We start from the raw sequence: 18,615 nt of genomic DNA on the forward strand, positions 1-18,615 counted from the left end.
ACGGCGGACGCAGCGCAGGCAGCCATCCGGCGGAGGTGACCGGGACCATGACGGCCGGAGACCGCGCACCACCGTCGAGCGGATGCGTGGCCGGACTGCCATGCCCGCTCGACGCCGTGCCGTCAGGTCATCGGGCGGGTCAGCCCTGGTCGAGCCCCAGCAGGTCGTCCTCGGTCTCCCGCCGCACCAGCACCCGGGAGGCGCCGTCGGACACCGCCAGGACGGGCGGGCGGGGCAGCATGTTGTAGTTCGACGCCATGGAGCGCCCGTACGCGCCCGTGGCGGCGACGGCGAGCAGGTCGCCCGCGCGCACGTCGGCCGGGAGCTGCACCTCGTGCACCACGATGTCGCCGGACTCGCAGTGCTTGCCCACCACGCGCGCGAGGATCGGCTCGGCGTCCGAGGACCGCCCCACGACCTCCGCGTGGTACGCGGCCCCGTACAGGGCGGGGCGGATGTTGTCGCTCATGCCGCCGTCGACCGACACGTAGGTGCGGGTGAAGTCGGTTCCGCCGTCGGCCGAGACCGTGACCGGCTTGACCGTGCCGACCGTGTAGAGCGTGAGGCCCGCGGGCCCGACGATCGCCCGGCCGGGCTCGATCGAGAACCGCGGCAGGTTGGTGCCCAGCTCCTGGCAGACGCCCGCCACGGACTGCGCGATGTCCTTCGCGACCCGCTCGGGGTCGAGCGCGACGTCGCCCGGCAGGTAGGCGATGCCGTACCCGCCGCCGAGGTCGACCTCGTCCACCAGCACGCCCGACCGCTCGGCCAGGTCGGCCCGCAGCCGCAGCACCACGCGCGCCGCCGCCTCGAAGCCGTCGGGGTCGAGGATCTGCGAGCCGATGTGCGAGTGGATGCCGAGCAGGCGCAGCTCGGGGTGCTTGAGCACCGCGAGCAGCGCGGTCATCGCGGGGCTCTCCGCCCCGTCGGCCGCGTTGACCGACAGCCCGAACTTCTGGTCCTCGTGCGCGGTCGCGATGTACTCGTGCCCGCCCGCGTGCACGCCCGTGGTCACGCGGACCATCACCGGTGCGACGACGCCGCGCTCCCCCGCGAGCCGCGCCATGCGCTCGATCTCGACCAGCGAGTCCACGATGATGCGGCCCACGCCGGCGTCGAGCGCACGCCGGATCTCGGCGTCGGACTTGTTGTTGCCGTGCAGGCCGATCTCCGCACCCGGCACCTCGGCCCGCAGCGCGACGGCGAGCTCGCCACCCGAGGCGGTGTCCACCCGCAGGCCCTCCTCGCGCGCCCAGCGCGCCACGGCCACGGTGAGCAGCGCCTTGCCGGCGTAGTACACGTCCACGCCGGTGCCGACGGCGCCGAACGCCGCCTCGAACGCCGTGCGGTAGGCGCGGGCGCGCGCCCGGAAGTCGGCCTCGTCCAGCACGTAGGCCGGCGTGCCGTGCCGGGCCGCGAGGTCGCGGACGTCGACGCCGGCGACGGCCAGCGCGCCGTCGGGCAGCCGGCCGACCCCCGTGGACCAGGGCGCGCCGGTCACATCCGCTCCGGTGCGCTCACGCCCAGCAGGTCCAGGCCGTTGGCCAGCACCGTGCGGACGGCGTCGTTCAGCCACAGGCGGGCCCGGTGGGCGTCCGTGACCTCCTCGTCGGGGTACGGCGTGACGCGCAGCTTCTCGTCGTCGTTGTACCAGGAGTGGAAGTCGCCGGCGAGCGCCTCCAGGTAGCGGGCCACGCGGTGCGGCTCGCGCAGCTCCGCGGCCTGGGCCACGATCCGCGGGAACTCGGTGAGGCGGCCGATCAGCGCCGTCTCCGAGGCGTGCGAGAGCTGGGCCGGGTCGAACCCGTCCGCGCGGCGCACGCCCCGCTCCTCGGCCTTGGTACCGATCTGCACGGTCCGGCTGTGCGCGTACTGCACGTAGAAGACCGGGTTGTCGTTGGTCTGCTTGAGCATGTCCTCGCCCTGCAGCTCCAGCGGCGTGTCCGCGGGGTAGCGCGCGAGCGAGTAGCGCACGGCGTCCTTGCCGATCCAGTCGACCAGGTCGCGCAGCTCGATGATGTTGCCGGCGCGCTTGGACAGCTTGGCGCCCCCGACGTTGACGAGCTGCCCGATGAGCACCTCGATGTTGGTCTCCGGGTCGTCCCCCGCGCAGGCCGCGATGGCCTTGAGGCGGTTGATGTAGCCGTGGTGGTCGGCGCCCAGCAGGTAGATCTTGCCGGGGAACCCGCGGTCCTTCTTGGACAGGTAGTACGCGGCGTCGGCGGCGAAGTACGTGGGCTCACCGTTCGCCCGGATCATCACGCGGTCCTTGTCGTCCGTGAAGTCCGTGGTGCGCAGCCAGACCGCGCCCTCCTGGTCGAAGACGTGCCCCTGCTCCCGCAGGCGGGCGACGGCCTTCTCGACGGCACCGGAGCTGTGCAGGTCACGCTCGGAGAACCAGACGTCGAAGTGCACGCCGAAGTTCTCCAGCACCTCGCGGATCTCCGCGAGCTGGTGCGCGTAGCCCGCCTCACGGGCGACCGCGACGGCCTCGTCGTGCGGCAGCTCCGGCAGGTCGGGGCGGTCCGCGAGCACCTTGGTCGCGAGCTCCTTGACGTACTCGCCGCGGTAGCCGCCCTCGGGGACCTCGCCGTCCGTGGCCCGCGCCAGCACCGATGCGCCGAAGCGGTCCATCTGGGCGCCCGCGTCGTTGATGTAGTACTCGGCGGTGACGTCGGCGCCCGCCGCCCGCAGGATGCGTGCCAGGGAGTCGCCCAGCGCGGCCCAGCGGGTGTGCCCGATGTGCAGGGGACCGGTCGGGTTGGCGCTGATGTACTCCAGGTTGATGACCTGGCCGGTCAGGGCGTCGCCCCGGCCGTACGCAGCGCCCGCCTCGACGATGGTGCGCGCCAGCTCGCCCGCCGCCGCGGCGTCGAGCGTGATGTTGAGGAAGCCCGGGCCGGCGACACCCGCGGACTTGATGCCCGGCGTCGCCCCGAGGCGGGCTGCCAGGTCCTCGGCGAGCGCCCGCGGCGTCGTGCCCGCCTTCTTCGCGAGCTGGAGGGCCACGTTCGTGGCCCAGTCCCCGTGCTCTCGCTGCCTGGGTCGCTCCACGTGGACCGACGCCGGGACGGCGTCGGCAGGCAGGGCGAGTGTGCCGTCGGCGACGGCCGCGGCCAGGGCAGCGCTCAGCGCTTCGGAGAGCTCGGTGGGGGTCACGGATCGATTCTACGGGCCGGTCCGGGTCGGCCGCCCCGGTTGTCCACAGGCAGCGGACGGCGGTGACGCACCCCACCCCTGGGCGCGTCACCGCCGTCCGGCACAGGCATCAGTCGGTGCCCACCTCGAGCGTGCCGAGGATCTGCCAGAACCGGTCGCCCGAGTGGGGCGGACCGTCGTAGGTGAGCTGCACGAACCTGCCATCGGGGAGCCGCACCTCGGCCCGCGCGTTGAACGCCGCGGCCTCGGCCTCACCGTAGGCGGTGTAGTCGGTCATCCGGACGGTCGCGCGCTCGGCCCCCGGGACGTCGAGCCGGTACCCGCCGACCGGTATCTCACCGTTGCCGGCAAGCCCTGGCTCCTCGATCCAGGCGTTCAGCCCTTCGCCCGGGTCGCCCTGCGGCGCGGTTCGCACGACCGTGCCGTCGCCCCCGGACTGGTCCACCCAGTCCGAGGGCACCCGCAGGCGCAGGCCCGGCGCGTCCGAAACGACCACCCAGTCCTCCGGGATCGCCGGCGCGTCGTCCACGAGCGGCCGGGCGTCCGTCAGGTCGCCGTAGGAGGGCAGGTCGGCCGCCTCCGGGGTGAACTCCAGGCTCCCGGCGATGGTCCGCACCACGCGGTCGCCGCCGGTGTCGTCGGGCGCGTAGACGTCGATGGAGTACGTCCGGCCCCCGGCCCGGCGGACCTCTATCCACGCGTGGAGCGTCCCGTCCTGCGGGTCGAGCTCGGCACCCGCGCGATCCGCGCCGGACGGCGGCTCCATGGCGTACGTGTAGCCGAACTCGCCGTCCGGGTCCTGCGTGGTGGCGAGCGTGGTCACCTGCAGGCGGAGCCGTCCGTCCGGGTCGTCGATCGAGACGGTCGGCCAGTTGTCCTCCCGGGACGCGGACAGCGCGTCCTCCACCCAGTCGCCCGGCGTCGCGAACCGCAGTCCCTGGTGCTCCTGGACCGTCCAGTCCGCGGGGTGCTCCTCGACGACGTCGAGCGTGTTCCCCTGGACGTCGAAGTTCGCCTCGGTCGCGTCGGGATCGACCCGGACGCCCTCGACGAGCCGTTCGAACAGCTCCGGCGAGTCCGGTGCGTCGGGCAGGACCACGACGACCTGGACGACTCGCCCGGACTCCAGCTCAACCTGCAGCACCCCCTGCGGCCCGACGTCCCAGCCCTCCTCCGCCAGCACATACTGTGCCGACTCCGCACCCGGCACGTCGACGTCGACCAGGTCGGCCTCCGACTCGGACAACGAATCGCCGTCGTCGAGCGTCATGACGGTCACCGCAGAAGTCACCGCCGCGGGATCGAACGGCCCGTCCTGCTCGTCCGAACCCCAGGACGGGTACCCCTCGCCCTGGTCGTACGGTTCGAAGTCCGACGGCACCGACAAGATCAGCCCGCCCCCGGACACCTCGTGCCAGCCGTCCCCGAAGGGCCAGCCAGCCGGCAGCACCTGCCTGCCACCGGCGACCAGGCCGCCGACGGTGGCGAGGGCCGCGACCGCGAGCGCCGCGACGCCGCCGATCACCCCGCGCCGGGTGCGCTCGTGGCGGATCGCCCGCCGTGCCATCGCCTCGCCGTCGATCCCGTCCACGGGCCCCACGTGGCTCGCGGCGTCGTGGATCAGGCTCACCAGCGTGTCGCTCTGCTCCCTCATGACTGCGCCTCCTTCCGTGAGGTGTCCGGCGATCCGCCGTCGTCCGACTGCTCCACTCCCAGCACGTCCCGCAGCCGGTCGAGCCCACGGGACGCGCCGGACTTGACAGCCCCCACGGAGATCCCGAGGTCTTCGGCGGTCTGCTTCTCCGTGCGGTCCAGCAGGTAGCGCAGGACGACGACGCGCCGCTGCGCTGCCGGGAGCTGCCGCAGGGCGCGCACGAGCTCGTCCCGGTCGACGACGTGCTGCGTGCCATCGGGTGCGGCGCCCGGGCGCAGGTCGGCCGGGGCCACCAGGACGTCCCGCTTGGTGCGCCGCCAGGTGTCGATCCGGGCCGTGGCGATCACCCTGCGGGCGTAGGCGAACGGGTCGCCGTCGCCCACCCTGCCCCAGGCCCGGTAGGTCCGTTCCAGCGCGAGCTGCACGAGGTCGGCGGCCCGGTGCGCGTCCCCGCACAGCAGGTAGGCGATGCGGGACAGCTCGGGTGAGCGGTCGCTGGCGAACGCCGTGAAGCGTTCGGCCGCCGTGCCCGTGGTCACCACCCGGGCGCGAGGGTCGTCGATGACCGCCGCATCGTCACTCGTCATGTGCGCCACCTCGTTCGTCGTCCGCGTACCGGTTCGTACGCCTCTGGGGTCGAGCTCTTCGCGGGATCACGGCACACAGACGCATGCGGCGAGCAGAAGGTTGCCACGACGGTGCACGTCACGCGCCCGGGTGCACACGACGGGCTGCTTACCTGGTAGTCTCACTTCGGCCGTTACGGGAGCACGATCTCCCTGCCGACGGCCCCGCGCCTGTAGCTCAGTGGATAGAGCGTCTGCCTCCGGAGCAGAAGGTCGGGGGTTCGAATCCCTTCAGGCGCACACACCGGGAAAGGGCCCCTCACCTGGCATCACGCCAGATGAGGGGCCCTTTCGCTGTCCGGGGCCGGGCGCGGTTCCCCACCACGTCCCACGGTGCGCGGCGTGCGCGTGTATCGCGAGGCGTGCCTCCGGCACCATGGGTCAAACGGCCGGCGAGCCCCTCGCTGCGGGCCCGGCGGGTGGACGACTGCCCGACGCCGCCCACGAGAAGTGCGCTTCTACCCAGTCATTGCGCCCAGAACCGAGCGGGATTCTGGGCGCAATGACTGGGTAGAAGTGCACCTCCGCCCCGAGAGCCCACCCGGTCGTCCTCGTCCGGCCCGGAGCCGGACCCGTCGACGACCGAGCCGCCGGACCCACCCAGGAACCGGACCCACCGACGAGCCGGACCCACCCAGGAACACAGACGAACACACCGGCGACGCCCAGACCACCCTGCCGGCAGCAGGTCCGCGCAAGGCCCCCCGCACCGACGGACACCGCACCCCGTAAAGTCCGCCCCGTCATGACCCCCACCCTCGACCTCACGACCACCGTCGTCATCGGCGGCACCCTCGCCACGCTCCTCATGGGCCTGGCCAAGACCGGCCTGCCGCCCCTGGGCGCACTGGGCGCCGCCGTCATCGCGTCGGTCCTCCCGCCCGTCCCGGCGGCCGGCGTCGCGCTGCCCCTGCTCATCGTCGGTGACCTCGTCGCCGTCGCCACCTACGGCCGCGACGTGCGGTGGCAGATCCTGCGTGCCCTGCTCCCCAGCGTCACCCTCGGCCTCGTCGTGGGCTTCGCCGCCCTGCGCTGGGCCCCGCCCGACGTCAGCGCACGGATCGTGGGTGCCCTGCTCCTCCTCGCGGGACTGGGCGACCTCGTGCGGCAGGTCACCGCACGACGCGCGGCCGGCCGCCCGGGTGCCGAGACCGTCACCGAAGCCCACAGCAGCACACCGAACGCCCGCGAACGCCTGACCCGCGCCACCCTGGGCGCCATCGCCGGCGTTTCGACCATGATCGCGAACGCCGGCGGCCCGCCCATGAGCCTCTACCTGCTCCGCACCGGCGTCTCCCGCGCGGGCCTGCTCGGCACGGTCGCGCTCTTCTTCCTCACCGTGAACATCGCCAAGCTGCCGTTCAGCGCGGGGCTCGGCCTCGTCTCGGCCGACTCCCTCCGGATCTCGCTCGTCCTGCTCCCGGGGCTGGTCGCGGGCCTCCTGCTCGGCCGCCTGGTGGCGCACCGCGTCTCCGGCCCCGTCTTCAGCACCGTCGTGCTGGTGATGACCGCGGTGGCCGGCGCACGCCTCCTGGTCGGCTGAACTACCGATACATCCCACGCTGCGGCTACTGTCCCGGTATGCCCGACGAGTCCGTGGACTTCTACCCGTCCCGCGCCCACGTCCTCCTGCTCGCGCTCGGCGCCCTGGCCCTGGTCGCGCTCTGCGCCGTCGTCGCCTGGCTGGGCTTCGGCCTCGCGCAGACCAGCGGCTCCCGTGCGGCGCTGGCCGTGGTGTCGGTGAGCGCGATCGGCGTCCTCGTCTTCACGGGACTCGGTCTCATCGTGCTGCGCCGTCTCCTCCTGCCCACCTGGCCCGTGCTCACGCTGGACGGCGACGGCCTGGTCGACTGGCTGCCCAACCTCGGCGTCGAGCAGGTGCTCTGGTCAGAGGTCACCGGGGTCCGCGAGGCACGGCTGGCCTTCCGCCGGGTGCTCGCCGTCGACGTCGCCGACCCGCGGGCTGTCGTCGCCCGCCAGCGCACCGTCGTCCGGCGCGTCGCGGCGTCCGTGCACGCGTCGCTGGTGGGCACGCCCGTGGTGCTCAAGCCGGGCAGCATCGCCGTGCGCCCGGAGGAGCTCTCGGCCACGTTGTCCCAGTTCGTGGCGGGACGCACGCCTGACACCGACCCGGTTGCGTAGACTTCCTGAATCATCCGCGGACAAGCACCGCGCACCCAGCAGGGCGAGGGGCCTCATGAGCGACGACCGCTACGAACCCGGCCAGACCGATCCCGACCGCGGCTACGCCGACTTCGAGTTCGAGCGCCGGTTCTTCGTGCGCGACCTCCCGGACGAGCTCCGGGACGCACCCGCCCTCATCGTGCAGTCCTACTTCCTGGCCGACGACGGCTACGCCCTCCGCGTCCGCGTCCAGGCCGGCGATGTCGACGCCGACCTGACGGCTGACACCGACCCGGCGGAGCTCCTGCGGGCGCACACCGCCGACATCGACTTCGCCGCCGTCACCGTGAAGGGTCCCGCCGTGGGCGGTACCCGGTACGAGGCGGAGCGTGAGCTGGACCCGAACGTCGGCGTCGAGCTGGTGCGCCGCGGTGGCGCCCCGATCGTCAAGGTGCGGTACGCCGCGTGGCTGGGCGCGGACGGCTGGTCCATCGACGTGTTCGGCGGTGCCAACCACCCGCTCGTCGTGGCCGAGTGCGAGCGCTCCGGCCCGGTCACGGGCCTGCAGATCCCGGACTTCTGCGTCACCGAGATCACCGACGACCGTCGCTTCTCGAACGAGTCGCTCGCGATGGAGCCCTACAGCGGCTGGGCCCCGGCCTTCGCCGCGGAGCTCGCGAGCGAGGGCCCGGTGTTCCGGCAGGACTTCGGGCCCAACACGCACCTACGCCTCTGACAGGGGCGGGCGCGGGCACCGGGCTCTACCCGTGCCACTCACCCTTCTCGACGACGCCGGACACGAACTCCCAGTGCCACGGCTCGTACTTGCTGCCGCCGAGCTGCGCCCACGACGGGTTCTGCCACCCGTAGGACGGCGCGTTGGCCCAGAGCCACGAGAAGACCTCGCTGTCGCCGGTCTCCTTCGAGCAGAGGTCGATCGCAAGGCCCCAGCCGTGCATCGACGTGCCGGGCGACGCGGCGTACCAGCCGCGGGACGCCTTGAGCTCGTACTGCGTGTCCAGGTCGCGGTAGCTCGCCACGAGGCACATCTCGCGCCCGAACGACGCGCGGAACGCCTCGTTGAGGGCGCTGAGCGACATCGCGGCGTCGGGCCGCAGGTACTCCCCCGCCTGCCACAGCTCGCACAGCGAGTGGTCCGCGAGCGCACCGTTGGTGCCCTCGACGGGCGCGTCGACGTCGCAGTCCGGCAGCGGGCTGCGGTCGAAGGACCGGCTCGCCGCCGACTCGGGCCGCGTCATCGCCTCCGCGCGCAGCACCGCGCCGGACGTCTCGGGCCGCTCCACGGGCTGGGTCACGAGGTCGAGCACGTTCGGCCCGGTCGGCGGCGCCTCGACCTCGAACGGGGACTCGCCCGACGGGGCCAGGCCCTGGGCGAACGGGGCCGCGATGGTCGCCGCGGCAAGCGTGCCGATGACGGTGGCCCGCGAAATGAGGCGCTGCCCCGCGGGTACCGAGGGCGCGCGGACCGGCCGCGGGATCGCGCCGGTGACGAGCTGGTCGAACGAGGCCGTACCCCGGGCGGCCGGCGGCGCGGTGGGCGTGGCCGGCACGGGCCGCGGAAGCAGCGGGATCTCGCCCGAGGGGTGCGGTAGCCGGGGCGGCCGCGCCGTCGGCACCGACGGACGGCCGGGAGCCGCCGCGGGCAGCGGCGTGACCTGCACGGCCGGGAGCGGCACCGACATCGGCGCCACGGGAAGGGTCTGGTGGGTGATCAGCGACGCGGGGACGGGCGGCTGCGCGAACGCGACCCGGGTCTCCGCGGCGATCCGGTTGCCCGCGGCCGACCACGGCGCGGAGGCCTGCGGGTGCGGCACGGGCGGGCGCGTGACAGGCGGGTGCGTGACGGGCGGATGTGCCACCGGCGGGTGCGTCGGGTGGTTCCGTGCTCCGCGGGCGCGGAGCGCCTGGGCCTGCTGCTCCGCCTCACGCCGTGCCCGGCGCGTCATGGGCGCGGGCTGCACGCTGGTCACAGCCGTGGACTCCACTGGCCCTCCGTCATCGTGTGTCCGCGGCCCCTCGCGGTGAACATGTCGCACGTGACACTAACCCTGGTCGAGCCCCCTGCCAAGCCCTGACGGGCGAGGTGCGCTACCCGTGCGTGACGCGTTCCCTACCCGTGCGCGACCGGGAGCCGGCGGACGGTCAACCCGCGATCAACGACGCTGCATGGCGTCGCGCACCTCGCCCACCAGCTCCTCGAGGATGTCCTCCAGGAAGACGACGCCGAGCACCTGCCCCTCAGCGTCCTCCACCCGGGCCAGGTGCGCCCCGGAACGCTGCATGACGCGTAGCGCGTCCTCGACCTCGTCGCCCGGTGCGACGGCGGCCAGGGCGCGCACCCGCCAGGCGGCCACCGGCTCGAAGCGTGCCGGGCCGGTGGCGTACAGCACGTCCTTGAGGTGCAGGTACCCGACCAGCTCGTCCCCCTCGTCCCGGCGGGCCACCACGGGGAACCGGCTGAAGCCGTGCCTGGACACGAGCCGCTCGATGTCGTCGGGCGTGCTGGCCTCGTCGACGGCGACCAGGCCGTCGACCGGCACCATCACGTCGCCCGCGGTGCGGTTGGAGAACTCGATGGCACCCGCGAGCAGGCCCTGCTCGTCACGCAGCACGCCCTCGGCCTGGGAGTGCTCCACGATGGACTGCACCTCCTCGGCGGTGAACGCCGAGGCCACCTCGTCCTTCGGCTCCACGCCGGCGAGGCGCACCGCGTGGTTGGCGATCCAGTTCAGCGCGCCGATCACGGGGCGCAGCACCCGTCCGAGCAGCACCAGCGGCGGCCCGAACCACATGACCGCCCGGTCCGGACCCGCCACGGCGAGGTTCTTCGGCACCATCTCGCCGAGCACCACGTGCAGGTACACGACCAGCGCGAGCGCGACGACCAGCGCGATCGGGTGCGTGAGCTCGTCACTCACGCCCAGGGCGTGCAGCGGCCCCTCCAGGAGGTGGGCGAGCGCCGGCTCCGCCACGATGCCGAGACCCGTGGAGCAGACGGTCACGCCGAGCTGCGCGCACGCCAGCATGAGCGACACGTGCTCCATCGCCCACAGCACGGTCGCGGCGCGGCGGTCACCCGCCGCGGCGAGCGGCTCGATGGCGCTGCGCCGTGCCGAGATGACGGCGAACTCCGCGCCGACGAAGAACGCGTTGCCCGCGAGCAGCACGAGCCCGACGACGAGTGCGGTGGTCGTGCTCATCGGTTCGTGCCCTTCTCGATGCGCGACGCGTCGTCGCCCGTGCCGTCGCCGGGCAGCGGCCGGACCCGGACGCGCTCGACGCGCCGCCCGTCCATCGCCTCGACCCGGAGGGTCACGCGCGACGCCGCGTTCCGGACGGTGACCTCGTCGCCGACGGCGGGCATCCGCCCCAGCTCGGCCATGACGAGCCCGCCGAGCGTCTCGTACGCCGCGCCCTCCGGCACCTCGATGCCCGTGTACTCGATCAGCTCGTCGGGGCGCAGCACGCCCGGGACGATCCAGGACCCGTCGGCGGCCCGGGCGGCACCGGCGCGCCGCGGGTCGTGCTCGTCCGCGACGTCGCCCACCAGCTCCTCGACCACGTCCTCCAGCGTGACGACGCCGGACGTGCCGCCGTACTCGTCGACCACCACCGCCATCTGCATGCCGAGCTCGCGCAGCTCCACGAGCAGCGGGCCGAGACGCACGGTCTCCGGGACCCGCGGGGCCTCCACCATGAGCGCGGCCGCAGGGACCTCGTCGCGCCGGTCGTGCGGCACCCCGACGGCACGCCGCAGGTGCACCAGGCCGACCACGTCGTCGCGGTCCTCGCCGATCACGGGGAACCGCGAGTGGCCCGTGCGCCGGGCGAGCGCCACGACGTCGGCCGCCGTGGCACCACGATCCAGCACGGACATGCGCAGCCGGTCGGTCATGACGTCACGGGCGCTGAGCGTGTCCAGCTCGATCGAGTTGGTCAGCAGGGTCGCCACCGACTCCTCGAGCGTGCCCTCCTCGGCGGAGCGCCGCACGAGCGAGGCGAGCTCGGACGCGGACCGCGCGCCGGACAGCTCCTCCCGCGGCTCCACGCCGAGGCGGCGCAGCAGCGCGTTGGCGGACCCGTTGAGCACCGCGATGAGCGGCTTGAACGTGATCGTGAACACGCGCTGCACCGGCACCACCAGGCGCGCGGTGGCGAGCGGGGCCGAGAGCGCGAAGTTCTTGGGGATCAGCTCGCCGCACACCATCGAGAAGGCGTTCACCAGGACGAGCGCCAGGACGCCCGCCAGGCCGGCGGAGACCGCGGTCGGCACGGACGCCGTGCCGAGGGCCGCCGACAGCAGGGAGTTCAGGGCCGGCTGCGCCGTGTACCCGAGCAGGATCGTGGTCAGCGTGATGCCGACCTGGGCGGAGCTCAGCTCCGTGGAGAGGTGCCGCAGGGCGGTGCGCACGCTGCGGTCCCGCATGCCGTGCCCCAGCGCGGGCCGGGCGGCATGGGCGGAGGTGGATCCGGACCCGGTCCGGCCGGGTCTGTCCCCCTCCGAGTCGTCGGAGTCGCCGATCACGGCGGGGTCGATGGTGACGAGGGAGAACTCCCCTGCCACGAAGACAGCAGTACCTGCTGTGAGGATGACGCCGACGGCGACCATGATCCAGTCGCCGGTCATCTCGCGCTCCGGAAGGCACTCGGGGGGTGCAGGATCTTCCAGGAATTCCGGTCGGGATATCGCTCGATCATCGTGCGACAGATCGTAGCGGGAGGCGGACTCTCAGGCTCGTCTCAGTGTCTTGTCAGGCAAGTACGGGCATGATTGACCTATGTCATCTGGTATTCCCCAGCCGTCTGGGGCCCCGCAGCAGCCCGGTACGGCGTCGGCCGCAGCCTCGACCGGCCAGCAGAGCGCGACCGTGCTCGTGGTCGAGGACGAGCCGACGATCGCCACGGCGATCGCTCAGCGCCTGTCCGCCGAGGGCTGGCGCGTCGAGGTGGCCCGCGACGGGCTGTCCGGTGTCGACGCGGCCTCGCGGCTGCGCCCCGACGTCGTCGTGCTCGACGTGATGCTGCCCGGGATCGACGGCCTCGAGGTGACGCGCCGCATCCAGGCCGAGCACCCGACCCCGATCCTCATGCTCACGGCGCGCGACGACGAGACGGACATGCTGGTCGGCCTCGGTGTGGGCGCCGACGACTACATGACCAAGCCGTTCTCGATGCGCGAGCTCGTGGCCCGCATCAAGGCGCTGCTGCGGCGGGTGGACCGCGCCGCGCAGGCCGCCGCCACCACCCCTGCCGACCCGCCCATGACCATGGGCGACGTCACGGTGGACCGCGCCCAGCGGCGCGTGTACCGGGCCGGCGACGAGGTGCACCTGACCCCCACGGAGTTCGAGCTGCTGGTCATGCTCGCCGGGTCCCCCAAGACCGTGCTCACGCGCGAGCGCCTGCTCGCCGAGGTGTGGGACTGGGCGGACGCGAGCGGCACCCGCACCGTCGACTCGCACATCAAGGCGCTGCGCCGCAAGCTCGGCCCCGACCTGATCCGCACGGTGCACGGCGTGGGCTACGCGTTCGAGCCGCCCGCCGGCCAGTGATCGGGTCTCACGACCAGGTGTCCCGATGATGCGGCCGCACGTGCCCCGTCCCCGCGTGCCGGACGTGCGCCCGCTCGACCCGCTCAGCTCGCTCAAGATCAAGCTCGGCGTGCTGGTGGCGGCCACCGTGACCGCCGCCGTGCTCATCACGTGGCTGGGCCTGCAGGCGTCCCTGGGCCCGAGCCGGACGTTCCCGCTCGCGATCATCCTGTCGCTGCTGGTCACGCAGGTCCTGGCCCGCGGCATGACGTCGCCGCTGCGCGAGATCACGGAGGCCGTCCAGGCCATGGCGGACGGCGACTACACGCGCCGGGTGCGCGCCACGAGCAGCGACGAGGTGGGGCAGCTCGCGCACGCCTTCAACCGGATGGCCGAGGACCTGGCGTCGGTGGAGCAGACCCGCCGGGACCTGATCGCCAACGTGTCGCACGAGCTGCGCACGCCGGTCGCCGCCCTGCAGGCCCAGCTCGAGAACATGGTCGACGGCGTGGTCCCGCCCACGCCGGCGGCCCTGGAGCAGGCCCACGCGCAGACGGAGCGGCTGACCCGGCTCGTCACCTACCTGCTGGACCTGTCGCGCATCGAGGCGGGCGCGTCGGCCCTCAACGTCGGCACCATCGCGGTGGGCGACTTCCTCGAGGACTGCGCCGAGGACCTGTCGATGGTCGACGCGGCGAAGGACCTGCACTACGTCGTGGACGTCACCCCGGAGGACCTGGTCATCGAGGGCGACGCCGAGCGGCTGCGCCAGGTGGTCACCAACCTGCTGCAGAACGCGATCCGGCACTCGCCGGCCGGCGGCGTCGTGCGCCTGGACGCCTACCCGGTGGACGGGAGCGAGGGGGCCGACGTCGTGCTCGAGGTGAGTGACGAGGGTCCCGGGATCGCGGCGGCGGACCGGGAGCGGATCTTCCAGCGGTTCGTCCGCGGCACGGGGTCCGGCGACGGCAGGGGGCGCAACGGCTCGTCGCCCGAGCCGTTCCCGGACGCCGCGGGCGGCACGGCCGGGAGCACGGCCGGGAGCACGGTCGGCAGCACCGCCGGCGGCACGGTCGGGTCGAGCGGCGGGACCGGGATCGGCCTCGCCATCGTCCGCTGGGCGGTCGAGCTGCACGGCGGGCACGTCGAGGTGGTGGACTCCGAGCGCGGCGCGACGATGCGCGTCACCCTCCCCGCGCGGGCACACCCGGCACCGGGTGTCACAACCACGCACACGGTGTGAACCGGGCGAAGCCCGCAGGAAACCCAGCAGCCTAGGGGTCCGGTCGGCCGAAGCGTGAGACGGAGTCCCGTGATTTCCGTCACACACGCAAAGAACGTCCAGCCTGCAACAAAACCCCGTAACGCGGCGTTGGCCTCTTCGAGGGCGAATGTTGCCCGCGTTTTGCTCTGGCTGCGGGAAGCATGACGAACCACCTTCATTGGTGCCGTGGCACACGGCTGGGCCCGTGCGACCACACCCCACCGGAGGGCTGAAAGGGCCTACCCTTGGAGGGTCCGAAAACATTCGGGCTGCGCGCGCCGCGACCAGACGTGGCGCGCTACGAACGCAACTGTGGTGAAGGTGGGCGATCCGCGCGTGTCCCCTAAGGCTGGTTCAGAGTCGATCAGCGTGGCGAGCTCGTCATTCGGAGCCAACGAGTGGCTTGTGGACGAGCTCTACCAGCAGTACCTGAAGGACAAGAACGCGGTGGACCCCGCGTGGTGGGACTTCTTCGCCGACTACACCCCGGGGGAGAACGGGTCCGCCAAGGACGGCGGTCCAACGGCCCCCACCGCGTCCCCGGCGGCCGCACCCGCGGCACCTGCCGAGGCCGCCCCCGCGCCGGCAGCACCTGCGCAGCAGGCCCCGGTCACGGGCGGCACCGCCGCCTCGGAGGCCGTCCAGCCGGTGCGCGAGAAGGTCCTCCCGGCCGACCCGAAGATCAACCCGGCGAACCCCATCGCCACCCCGCCCACCACGCACTACGCGGACACGTTCGAGCGCCCGGTGGCGCACCCGGACGCCGTCGACGACGTCCAGAAGCTCCGCGGCCCGGCCGCGCGCGTGGTCACGAACATGGAGGCCTCTCTCGAGGTCCCCACCGCTACCTCGGTGCGCGCCGTGCCCGCCAAGCTGATGGTCGACAACCGCATCGTCATCAACAACCACCTCAAGCGCGGTCGTGGCGGCAAGATCTCGTTCACGCACCTCATCGGCTTCGCGCTGGTCGAGGCGCTGGCGGACATGCCCGTCATGAACGCCCACTACGAGCAGGTGGACGGCAAGCCGGGGGTGAACCAGCCCGCGCACGTCGGCTTCGGCCTCGCGATCGACCTGGCCAAGCCCGACGGCTCGCGCCAGCTCCTGGTGCCCAGCATCAAGAAGGCCGAGGAGCTCGACTTCGCCGAGTTCTGGGCGGCCTACGAGGAGCTGGTCCGCAAGGCTCGCGGCGGCAAGCTCGGCGTCCCGGACTTCCAGGGCACCACGATCTCGCTGACCAACCCGGGCGGCATCGGCACCGTGCACTCCGTGCCGCGGCTCATGCAGGGTCAGGGCACCATCGTCGGCGTCGGCGCCATGGACTACCCGGCCGAGTTCGCCGGCGCGTCCGAGGAGCAGCTCGCCCGGATGGGCGTCTCGAAGGTCATGACGCTCACGTCGACCTATGACCACCGCATCATCCAGGGCGCGCAGTCCGGCGAGTTCCTCAAGATCATCGCGGAGAAGCTGCTCGGTCTGGACGGCTTCTACGACCGCGTCTTCGCGGCCCTGCGCGTGCCGTACGAGCCCGTCCGCTGGGTGCGCGACAACACGGTCGACGCCGACGTCGAGGCCGCCAAGCCGGCCAAGATCGCCGAGGTCGTGCAGGCGTACCGTTCGCGCGGTCACCTCATGGCGGACACCGACCCGCTCGCCTACCGCCAGCGCAAGCACCCCGACCTGGACATCCAGAACCACGGCCTGACGCTGTGGGACCTGGACCGGACCTTCCCGACGGCGGGCTTCGGCACCAAGCCGAAGGCCACGCTGCGCGAGATCCTCGGCCTGCTGCGCGACTCGTACTGCCGCACCATCGGCATCGAGTACATGCACATCGCCGACCCGGCGCAGCGCAAGTGGCTCCAGGAGCGCCTGGAGGCCGGCTACGCCAAGACGCCGCGCGAGGACCAGCTCCGCATCCTGCGCCGCCTGAACTCCGCCGAGGCGTTCGAGACGTTCCTGCAGACCAAGTTCGTCGGGCAGAAGCGCTTCTCGCTGGAGGGCGGCGAGTCCCTCATCCCGCTGCTCGACGCGATCCTGTCGAAGGCCGCCGAGGGTGGCCTCGACGAGGTCGGCATCGGCATGGCCCACCGCGGCCGCCTCAACGTGCTGGCGAACATCGCGGGCAAGAGCTACGGCCAGATCTTCAAGGAGTTCGAGGGCCAGCTCGACCCGAAGAGCGTCCAGGGCTCCGGTGACGTCAAGTACCACCTCGGCACCGAGGGCACGTTCACCTCGGAGTCCGGCGCCACCACGCGCGTCTACCTCGCGGCCAACCCGTCGCACCTGGAGGCCGTGGACCCGGTGCTCGAGGGCATCGTGCGCGCCAAGCAGGACCGCATCGACCTCGGTGGCGACGGCTTCTCCGTGCTGCCGATCCTGGTGCACGGCGACGCCGCCTTCGCGGGCCAGGGCGTGGTCCCCGAGGTGCTGAACCTGTCGCAGCTGCGCGGGTACCGCACCGGCGGCACCATCCACGTGGTCGTCAACAACCAGGTCGGCTTCACCACCGGCCCGACGGCGTCCCGCTCGACCACCTACGCGACCGACGTGGCCAAGGGCTACCAGGTCCCCGTCATGCACGTGAACGGCGACGACCCCGAGGCCGTCGTGCGCACCGCCGAGCTGGCCTTCGCGTTCCGCGAGCAGTTCGGCCAGGACGTCATCATCGACCTCATCTGCTACCGCCGCCGCGGGCACAACGAGGGCGACGACCCGTCGATGACGCAGCCGCTCATGTACAACCTCATCGAGACCAAGCGCTCGGTGCGCAAGCTCTACACCGAGAACCTGGTCGCGCGCGGTGACATCACCGTCGAGGAGGCCGAGGGCGCGCTGCAGGACTACCAGTCGCAGCTCGAGCGGGTGTTCACCGAGACCAAGTCCGGGTTCACGCCCGCGCCGCAGACCGAGCACCTCGCCGGCCTGGAGCGGCCCGAGTCCCAGCGTGAGGACGCCGGGACGATGGTCGGCTGGCAGACCGCGATCTCGCAGGAGCTGCTGCAGCGCGTCGGCGACGTGCACACCACACCCCCCGAGGGCTTCACGGTGCACCCCAAGCTCGCGCAGCTCCTGGAGAAGCGCCAGCTCATGGCGAAGGAAGGCGGCATCGACTGGGGCTTCGGCGAGCTCGCGGCCTTCGGTTCGCTGCTCGTGGAGGGCACCCCGGTGCGCCTCGCCGGCCAGGACTCGCGCCGCGGCACGTTCGTGCAGCGCCACGCGGTGCTGCACGACCGCGAGACCGGTGCCGAGTGGACCCCGCTGCTGTACCTGTCGAGCGACCAGGCCAAGTTCTGGGTCTACGACTCCTCGCTGTCGGAGTACGCGGCGCTCGGCTTCGAGTACGGCTACTCCGTGGAGCGCCCGGACGCCCTGGTGCTGTGGGAGGCGCAGTTCGGCGACTTCGTCAACGGCGCCCAGACGGTGATCGACGAGTTCATCTCGTCCGCCGAGCAGAAGTGGGGCCAGTCGTCCTCGGTGGTCATGCTGCTGCCGCACGGGTACGAGGGCCAGGGGCCCGACCACTCGTCGGCCCGCATCGAGCGGTTCCTGCAGCTGTGCGCCGAGAACAACATCACGGTCGCGCAGCCGTCCACGCCGGCGTCGTACTTCCACCTGCTGCGCCGTCAGGCCTACGCCCGGCCGCGCCGTCCGCTCGTGGTGTTCACGCCCAAGCAGCTCCTGCGCCTCAAGGCGGCGGCTTCCGCGGCGGAGGACTTCACCGAGGGCACGTTCCGCGAGGTTCTCGCTGACACCACCGCCGACCCGGCGAAGGTGGACCGCGTGATCCTGTGCACCGGCCGCGTGTACTACGACCTGCTCGCCGAGCGCACCAAGCGCGGCGACGAGGGCGTGGCGCTCGTCCGCCTGGAGCAGCTCTACCCGTTCCCGGAGGAGCAGATCCGCGCGGAGCTCGCCAAGTACGGCGACGCCGAGGTGGTCTGGGTCCAGGACGAGCCGCAGAACCAGGGCGCGTGGGGCTTCATCCACCTGGCGCTGCCGATGGACGTGCCGTACGTCAAGGTGGTCTCCCGCCCGGCGTCGGCCTCGACGGCGGCCGGTACGGCCAAGCTGCACCAGGCCCAGCAGAAGACCCTGCTGGAACAGGCCTTCGCGCGCGGCTGACCGCACGCACCACGAGAGGCGGGGCCCCCCGGGGGGGCCCCCCCCCGGGGGGCCCCCCCCCGCGGGGGCCCCGCCCCCCCCCGGCGGTGCCGCGGGGCGACGCCCCGGTAA

Annotated in this window: 13 protein-coding genes and 1 tRNA gene; 7 read left to right on the plus strand and 7 right to left on the minus strand. The window is 72.7% G+C overall.

The features are described 5' to 3' along the window. Positions 1–139 precede the first annotated feature (139 nt). From lysA to ACIBBF_RS13725, 4 genes are all read right to left on the minus strand, one after another. A complete protein-coding gene (gene lysA, locus ACIBBF_RS13710; protein WP_397414020.1) occupies positions 140–1,501 on the minus strand; it encodes a diaminopimelate decarboxylase in 1,362 nt (453 codons plus the stop codon). Continuing rightward, positions 1,498–3,159 (minus strand): arginine--tRNA ligase, encoded by a 1,662-nt coding sequence (gene argS / locus ACIBBF_RS13715; protein ID WP_397414022.1) that lies wholly within the window; start codon positions 3,157–3,159, stop codon positions 1,498–1,500. The genes lysA and argS overlap by 4 nt, the downstream gene beginning before the upstream one ends. Before the next feature lie 109 nt (positions 3,160–3,268). Then, on the minus strand, positions 3,269–4,813 hold the full coding sequence (locus ACIBBF_RS13720) for a hypothetical protein (protein ID WP_397414025.1): 1,545 nt from the start codon (positions 4,811–4,813) through the stop codon (positions 3,269–3,271). Further along, on the minus strand, positions 4,810–5,400 hold the full coding sequence (locus ACIBBF_RS13725; protein WP_397414027.1) for a SigE family RNA polymerase sigma factor: 591 nt from the start codon (positions 5,398–5,400) through the stop codon (positions 4,810–4,812). Before ACIBBF_RS13725 ends, ACIBBF_RS13720 begins: the two co-directional genes overlap by 4 nt. 206 nt (positions 5,401–5,606) lie before the next feature. On the opposite strand from ACIBBF_RS13725, the gene ACIBBF_RS13730 reads away from it, so the two are divergent. The 4 genes from ACIBBF_RS13730 to ACIBBF_RS13745 all read left to right on the plus strand — a co-directional run bounded on the left by ACIBBF_RS13730 (position 5,607) and on the right by ACIBBF_RS13745 (position 8,299). Continuing rightward, positions 5,607–5,679 (plus strand) — tRNA-Arg (locus ACIBBF_RS13730). Positions 5,680–6,184: 505 nt separating this feature from the next. After that, a complete protein-coding gene (locus ACIBBF_RS13735; protein ID WP_397414029.1) occupies positions 6,185–6,982 on the plus strand; it encodes a TSUP family transporter in 798 nt (265 codons plus the stop codon). Between the two features lie 38 nt (positions 6,983–7,020). Then, the gene (locus tag ACIBBF_RS13740) at positions 7,021–7,581 is read left to right on the plus strand and encodes an STM3941 family protein (RefSeq protein WP_397414031.1); all 561 of its coding nucleotides are present in this window, start codon (positions 7,021–7,023) and stop codon (positions 7,579–7,581) included. 55 nt (positions 7,582–7,636) lie between these two features. Next, entirely contained in the window at positions 7,637–8,299 is a 663-nt protein-coding gene (locus ACIBBF_RS13745; protein ID WP_397414033.1) for a CYTH domain-containing protein, read from the plus strand. Positions 8,300–8,324: 25 nt separating this feature from the next. On the opposite strand, the gene ACIBBF_RS13750 is transcribed toward ACIBBF_RS13745, so the two are convergent. From ACIBBF_RS13750 to ACIBBF_RS13760, 3 genes are all read right to left on the minus strand, one after another. Continuing rightward, a complete protein-coding gene (locus tag ACIBBF_RS13750) occupies positions 8,325–9,569 on the minus strand; it encodes a D-alanyl-D-alanine carboxypeptidase family protein (protein WP_397414035.1) in 1,245 nt (414 codons plus the stop codon). 168 nt (positions 9,570–9,737) lie between these two features. Continuing rightward, the gene (locus tag ACIBBF_RS13755; RefSeq protein WP_397414037.1) at positions 9,738–10,784 is read right to left on the minus strand and encodes a hemolysin family protein; all 1,047 of its coding nucleotides are present in this window, start codon (positions 10,782–10,784) and stop codon (positions 9,738–9,740) included. Then, positions 10,781–12,211 carry a hemolysin family protein gene (locus tag ACIBBF_RS13760; protein WP_397414039.1) on the minus strand — a complete coding sequence of 477 codons (1,431 nt, stop codon included), beginning with the start codon at positions 12,209–12,211 and terminating at the stop codon, positions 10,781–10,783. Before ACIBBF_RS13760 ends, ACIBBF_RS13755 begins: the two co-directional genes overlap by 4 nt. A 241-nt stretch (positions 12,212–12,452) precedes the next feature. On the opposite strand from ACIBBF_RS13760, the gene ACIBBF_RS13765 reads away from it, so the two are divergent. From ACIBBF_RS13765 to ACIBBF_RS13775, 3 genes are all read left to right on the plus strand, one after another. Continuing rightward, the gene (locus ACIBBF_RS13765) at positions 12,453–13,136 is read left to right on the plus strand and encodes a response regulator transcription factor (protein WP_372494744.1); all 684 of its coding nucleotides are present in this window, start codon (positions 12,453–12,455) and stop codon (positions 13,134–13,136) included. Between the two features lie 25 nt (positions 13,137–13,161). Beyond that, positions 13,162–14,358, plus strand: a complete 1,197-nt coding sequence (locus ACIBBF_RS13770; protein ID WP_397414041.1) for a sensor histidine kinase — start codon at positions 13,162–13,164, stop codon at positions 14,356–14,358. 357 nt (positions 14,359–14,715) lie between these two features. Then, a complete protein-coding gene (locus ACIBBF_RS13775) occupies positions 14,716–18,504 on the plus strand; it encodes a multifunctional oxoglutarate decarboxylase/oxoglutarate dehydrogenase thiamine pyrophosphate-binding subunit/dihydrolipoyllysine-residue succinyltransferase subunit (protein ID WP_397414043.1) in 3,789 nt (1,262 codons plus the stop codon). The last annotated feature ends 111 nt before the right edge of the window (positions 18,505–18,615 follow it).

The sequence above is a fragment of the Promicromonospora sp. NPDC050880 genome, from assembly GCF_044456525.1.
Taxonomy (GTDB): domain Bacteria; phylum Actinomycetota; class Actinomycetes; order Actinomycetales; family Cellulomonadaceae; genus Promicromonospora.

Coding starts and splice junctions, on each gene's coding strand:
- ACIBBF_RS13745 (WP_397414033.1), top strand. CDS start 7,637: ATGAGCGACGACCGCTACGAACCCGGCCAGACCGATCCCGACCGCGGC.
- ACIBBF_RS13725 (WP_397414027.1), bottom strand. CDS start 5,400: ATGACGAGTGACGATGCGGCGGTCATCGACGACCCTCGCGCCCGGGTG.
- ACIBBF_RS13740 (WP_397414031.1), top strand. CDS start 7,021: ATGCCCGACGAGTCCGTGGACTTCTACCCGTCCCGCGCCCACGTCCTC.
- ACIBBF_RS13735 (WP_397414029.1), top strand. CDS start 6,185: ATGACCCCCACCCTCGACCTCACGACCACCGTCGTCATCGGCGGCACC.
- ACIBBF_RS13755 (WP_397414037.1), bottom strand. CDS start 10,784: ATGAGCACGACCACCGCACTCGTCGTCGGGCTCGTGCTGCTCGCGGGC.
- ACIBBF_RS13720 (WP_397414025.1), bottom strand. CDS start 4,813: ATGAGGGAGCAGAGCGACACGCTGGTGAGCCTGATCCACGACGCCGCG.
- ACIBBF_RS13760 (WP_397414039.1), bottom strand. CDS start 12,211: ATGACCGGCGACTGGATCATGGTCGCCGTCGGCGTCATCCTCACAGCA.
- ACIBBF_RS13770 (WP_397414041.1), top strand. CDS start 13,162: ATGATGCGGCCGCACGTGCCCCGTCCCCGCGTGCCGGACGTGCGCCCG.